General features: G+C 61.0%; 3 rRNA genes. All 3 read left to right on the forward strand.

Features of this window, described 5'->3' with window-relative positions:
- Positions 1 to 3: 3 nt before the first annotated feature.
- The 3 genes from F6S87_RS08540 to rrf all read left to right on the forward strand — a co-directional run bounded on the left by F6S87_RS08540 (position 4) and on the right by rrf (position 5,353).
- Positions 4 to 1,544: ribosomal RNA gene (locus tag F6S87_RS08540) — 16S ribosomal RNA — on the forward strand.
- A 420-nt stretch (positions 1,545 to 1,964) separates the two neighbouring features.
- Positions 1,965 to 5,053: ribosomal RNA gene (locus tag F6S87_RS08545) — 23S ribosomal RNA — on the forward strand.
- 183 nt (positions 5,054 to 5,236) lie between these two features.
- A 5S ribosomal RNA gene (rrf, locus tag F6S87_RS08550) occupies positions 5,237 to 5,353 on the forward strand.
- The 16S, 23S and 5S rRNA genes sit together here, the layout of an rRNA operon.
- Positions 5,354 to 5,357: the final 4 nt, after the last annotated feature.

Below are 5,357 nucleotides of genomic sequence, written 5' to 3' on the forward strand. Positions count from 1 at the left end.
TTTTTTGTGGAGGGTTCGATTCTGGCTCAGGATGAACGCTGGCGGCGTGCTTAACACATGCAAGTCGAACGGGATCCCTGGCAGCTTGCTGCCGGGGTGAGAGTGGCGAACGGGTGAGTAATGCGTGACCAACCTGCCCCATGCACCGGAATAGCTCCTGGAAACGGGTGGTAATGCCGGATGCTCCGCGTCTCCGCATGGGGGCGTGGGAAAGGCTCTTGCGGCATGGGATGGGGTCGCGTCCTATCAGCTTGTTGGCGGGGTGAAGGCCCACCAAGGCTTCGACGGGTAGCCGGCCTGAGAGGGCGACCGGCCACATTGGGACTGAGATACGGCCCAGACTCCTACGGGAGGCAGCAGTGGGGAATATTGCACAATGGGCGCAAGCCTGATGCAGCGACGCCGCGTGCGGGATGGAGGCCTTCGGGTTGTAAACCGCTTTTGATGGTCAGCAAGGCCAGCTTCCGGCTGGTTGAGTGTAGCCTTCGAATAAGCACCGGCTAACTACGTGCCAGCAGCCGCGGTAATACGTAGGGTGCAAGCGTTATCCGGAATTATTGGGCGTAAAGGGCTCGTAGGCGGTCCGTCGCGTCCGGTGTGAAAGTCCATCGCTTAACGGTGGATCTGCGCCGGGTACGGGCGGACTGGAGTGCGGTAGGGGAGAACGGAATTCCCGGTGTAACGGTGGAATGTGTAGATATCGGGAAGAACACCGATGGCGAAGGCAGTTCTCTGGGCCGTCACTGACGCTGAGGAGCGAAAGCGTGGGGAGCGAACAGGATTAGATACCCTGGTAGTCCACGCCGTAAACGGTGGATGCTGGATGTGGGGCCCTTTCCACGGGTTCCGTGTCGGAGCTAACGCGTTAAGCATCCCGCCTGGGGAGTACGGCCGCAAGGCTAAAACTCAAAGAAATTGACGGGGGCCCGCACAAGCGGCGGAGCATGCGGATTAATTCGATGCAACGCGAAGAACCTTACCTGGGCTTGACATGTTCCCGACAGCGCCGGAGACGGCGTTTCCCTTCGGGGCGGGTTCACAGGTGGTGCATGGTCGTCGTCAGCTCGTGTCGTGAGATGTTGGGTTAAGTCCCGCAACGAGCGCAACCCTCGCCGCGTGTTGCCAGCACATCATGGTGGGAACTCACGTGGGACCGCCGGGGTTAACTCGGAGGAAGGTGGGGATGACGTCAGATCATCATGCCCCTTACGTCCAGGGCTTCACGCATGCTACAATGGCCGGTACAGCGGGAGGCGACACCGCGAGGTGGAGCGGATCCCTGAAAACCGGTCTCAGTTCGGATCGCAGTCTGCAACCCGACTGCGTGAAGGCGGAGTCGCTAGTAATCGCAGATCAGCAACGCTGCGGTGAATGCGTTCCCGGGCCTTGTACACACCGCCCGTCAAGTCATGAAAGTGGGTAGCACCCGAAGCCGGTGGCCCAACCACTTCAAGTGGGGGGAGCCGTCTAAGGTGAGACCCGTGATTGGGACTAAGTCGTAACAAGGTAGCCGTACCGGAAGGTGCGGCTGGATCACCTCCTTTCTACGGAGATATTTTTCTGGCGGGAAGACATGGAAGGCGACGCCTTCCCTTCCTGCGTGCTGGCGTGGAAGAGATCGTTTGCGGCGGCTTGCCGCCGGGTATGGTGCATGCTTTTGGGCTCCCCGATCGCCACCCGGGTATTTTCGGTATCCGCGGCGTCGGGAAATCCCCCCGATGGACTTGTGCGCCTGGAAGATGGCGTGGCGGGCCTGCCGGGCGGGGTGGTGGCTTGAGAACTGGATAGTGGACGCGAGCGGCGCGACTGCGGTCGTGCTGCTTGTACTGTGAATCGCCGGGATCCGAAGTGATCCTGGTGTTCGTATCGTTTTGTGATCGTTTTGTGATGATCTGATGTCGTTTCAATGGTGTTTTCCAGCAACGAATCCGTTCGGGTGGCCGCGGGCCGGTTTTGGCCGGTTCGTGGTTGTCCTGAAGGGCGCATGGTGGATGCCTTGGCAGACAGTGCCGATGAAGGACGCGTGGGGCCGCGATAGTCCTCGGGGAGCCGCCGACAGGGCTTTGATCCGAGGGTGTCCGAATGGGGAAACCCGCCAGCCGTCATGGGCTGGCACCACGGCCTGGCCGTGGGGGGTACGCGGGGAAGTGAAACATCTCAGTACCCGCAGGAAAGGATACTCCGTGAGTAGTGGCGAGCGAAAGCGGAACAGGCTAAACCGCGTGCGCGTGATACCCGTCGGGGGTTGCGCGCGCGGTGTCGTGGGAGCGAGCGTTCCGGTGCCGACGTGCCGGACGGCAGTGACAAATACCGTGTGTTAGGCGAACCGGGTTGGATACCGGGCCGGAGAGGGTGATGGCCCCGTAGCCGGATGCGCATGGTCTGCCGGTCTCGTGTCCCGAGTAGCGCGGGCCCCGTGGAATCCCGCGTGAATCCGCCCAGACCGTTGGGTAAGCCTAAGTATGACTGTCTGACCGATAGCGTACCAGTACCGTGAGGGAAAGGTGAAAAGCACCCCGGGAGGGGAGTGAAAGAGTTCCTGAAACCGTGCGCCTACGAACCGTCGGAGCCCTGCGGCCTTTGGGTCGGGGGTGACGGCGTGCCTATCGAAAAATGAGTCTGCGAGTCAGTGGCACGTGGCGAGGCTAACCCGGGTGGGGGAGCCGTAGCGAAGGCGAGTCTTAAAAGGCGTTTGAGTCGCGTGTCCTGGACCCGAAGCGGGATGATCTAGCCCTGGTCAGGTTGAAGCGCGGGTAAGACCGCGTGGAGGACCGCACCCACTTAGGTTGAAAACTGAGGGGATGAACTGGGGCTAGGGGTGAAAGGCCAATCAAATTCCGTGATAGCTGGTTCTCTCCGAAATGCATTTAGGTGCAGCGTCGGTTCATTGCGTCCGGGGGGTAGAGCTACTGGATGCTTGCGGGCCCGTATCGGGTACCAATAGCAGCCAAACTCCGAATACCCGTGACGTGTATTCCGGCAGTGAGTCGGCGGGGGATAAGCTCCGTCGTCGAGAGGGAGACAGCCCAGATCGTCGTCTAAGGTCCCCAAGCGCGTGCTAAGTGGGAAAGGATGTGGAGTCGCATAGACAGCCAGGAGGTTGGCTCAGAAGCAGCCATCCTTGAAAGAGTGCGTAACAGCTCACTGGTCTAGTGGTTCCGCGCCGACAATGTAGCGGGGCTCAAGCACGCCACCGAAGACGCGGAAACGTGTTGTGCACGTTTGGTAGGAGAGCGTCCCATGCCGGGTCGAAGCGGCCGCGCAAGCGCGCCGTGGACTGCATGGGAGCGAGAATGCAGACATGAGTAGCGAGAGCGGGGTGAGGATCCCCGCCGCTGGATGACCAAGGGTTCCAGGGCCACGTTCGTCGTCCCTGGGTGAGTCGGGTCCTAAGGCGAGGCCGACAGGCGTAGTCGAATGGACGAACGGGTTGATATTCCCGTACCGGCACGGAACCGGCAGGCCGATAGTCGTCTTGAAACCGCTTCCGGCGGGGAGCCCCGTTCCTTCGGGAATGGTGGTGACTCGCCGGTCGCGTGCGGATGGCGGCGTGTAGGCGAGCGCGTGGAGTGACGCGGATGGGTAGCCGGCCGCGGAGGTGGTTTTCCGTGGTCAAGCATGCGGCCCGTCCCCCAGGCAAATCCGGGGGACATGTGGGCGAGGTGCGATGATGGGCGCCTTGATGGCGCGATATCCGGTGATCCCGTCGGCCGAGAAAAGCTTCGGCGCGAGGGTCCGTTGCCGCCCGTACCCGAAACCGACACAGGTGGTCAGGTAGAGCATACCAAGGCGATCGAGCGAATCCTGGTCAAGGAACTCGGCAAATTGCTCCCGTGCCTTCGGCATAAGGGAGACCCCCCGGGGTGAGGGAACTCGCTTCCGGAGCTCCGGGGGGTGGCACAGGCCAGGGGGTAGCGACTGTTTACCAAAAACACAGGTGCATGCGAAGACGCAAGTCGCGGTATATGCACTGACGCCTGCCCGGTGCCGGAAGGTTAAGAGGATCCGTCAGCCACTTGGTGGCGAAGCGGTGAATTCAAGCCCCGGTAAACGGCGGTGGTAACTATAACCATCCTAAGGTAGCGAAATTCCTTGTCGGGTAAGTTCCGACCTGCACGAATGGCGTAACGACTTCCCCACTGTCTCGACCAGGAGCTCGGCGAAATTGCAGTACGAGTAAAGATGCTCGTTAAGCGCAGAAGGACGAAAAGACCCCGGGACCTTTACTATACCTTGGTATTGGCATCAGGTGCGGATTGTGTAGCATAGGCGGGAGACTGTGAGGCGCGCGCGCCAGCGTGCGCGGAGTCGCAAGGTGAAATACCGCTCTGTCCCCATCTGGCGTCTAACCTCGACGAGTGATCCTCGTCAGGGACAGTGCCTGGCGGGTAGTTTAACTGGGGCGGTTGCCTCCCAAAGAGTAACGGAGGCGCTCAAAGGTTCCCTCGGCCCGGTTGGCAATCGGGTGTCGAGTGTAATCGCACAAGGGAGCTTGACTGCGAGAGCGACGGCTCGAGCAGGGACGAAAGTCGGAGATAGTGATCCGGTGCCGGCGTACGGACGCGGCATCGCTCAACGGATAAAAGGTACCCCGGGGATAACAGGCTGATCATTCCCAAGAGTCCATATCGACGGGATGGTTTGGCACCTCGATGTCGGCTCGTCGCATCCTGGGGCTGGAGCAGGTCCCAAGGGTTCGGCTGTTCGCCGATCAAAGCGGCACGCGAGCTGGGTTCAGAACGTCGTGAGACAGTTTGGTCTCTATCCTCTGCGCTCGTTGGAATCTTGAGGAGGCCTGCCCATAGTACGAGAGGACCTGGGTGGACGAACCTCTGGTATGCCTGTTGTCCCGCCAGGGGCATGGCAGGTTGGCTACGTTCGGGAGGGATAACCGCTGAAAGCATCTAAGCGGGAAGCCCGCTCCAAGATAAGGATTCCGTAGGCCCTTCGAGGCCTTGTAGACCCCATGCCAGAACACGTGGTTGATAGGCCGGACGTGGAAGCCCCGCGAGGGGTGGAGCTGACCGGTACTAACGGTCGATGGCAACCAACAGCCATTCCGTGCGGAGTGGCCGGAACGCATCTTTGAATGACGATGTCGGGGAGCATGACGATCCTTCCCGCGATACGAAACACAGTGCTTGAACGCGTCCGCTGTCCGGTTCCCAGGCCGCCACAAGCCGGGACCGGCTTGCTCCTCCGGGAGTGGTGCCGGTTGCCGATAATGGAAGAATTTTGCGGCGGTCATGGCCCAGGTGAGACGCCCGGTCCCATTCCGAACCCGGAAGCTAAGGCCTGGCACGGCGATGGTACTGCACCCGACAGGGTGTGGGAGAGTAGCACGCCGCCGCAATCAC

This window comes from Bifidobacterium choloepi (assembly GCF_010667615.1).
GTDB classification, from domain to species: domain Bacteria; phylum Actinomycetota; class Actinomycetes; order Actinomycetales; family Bifidobacteriaceae; genus Bifidobacterium; species Bifidobacterium choloepi.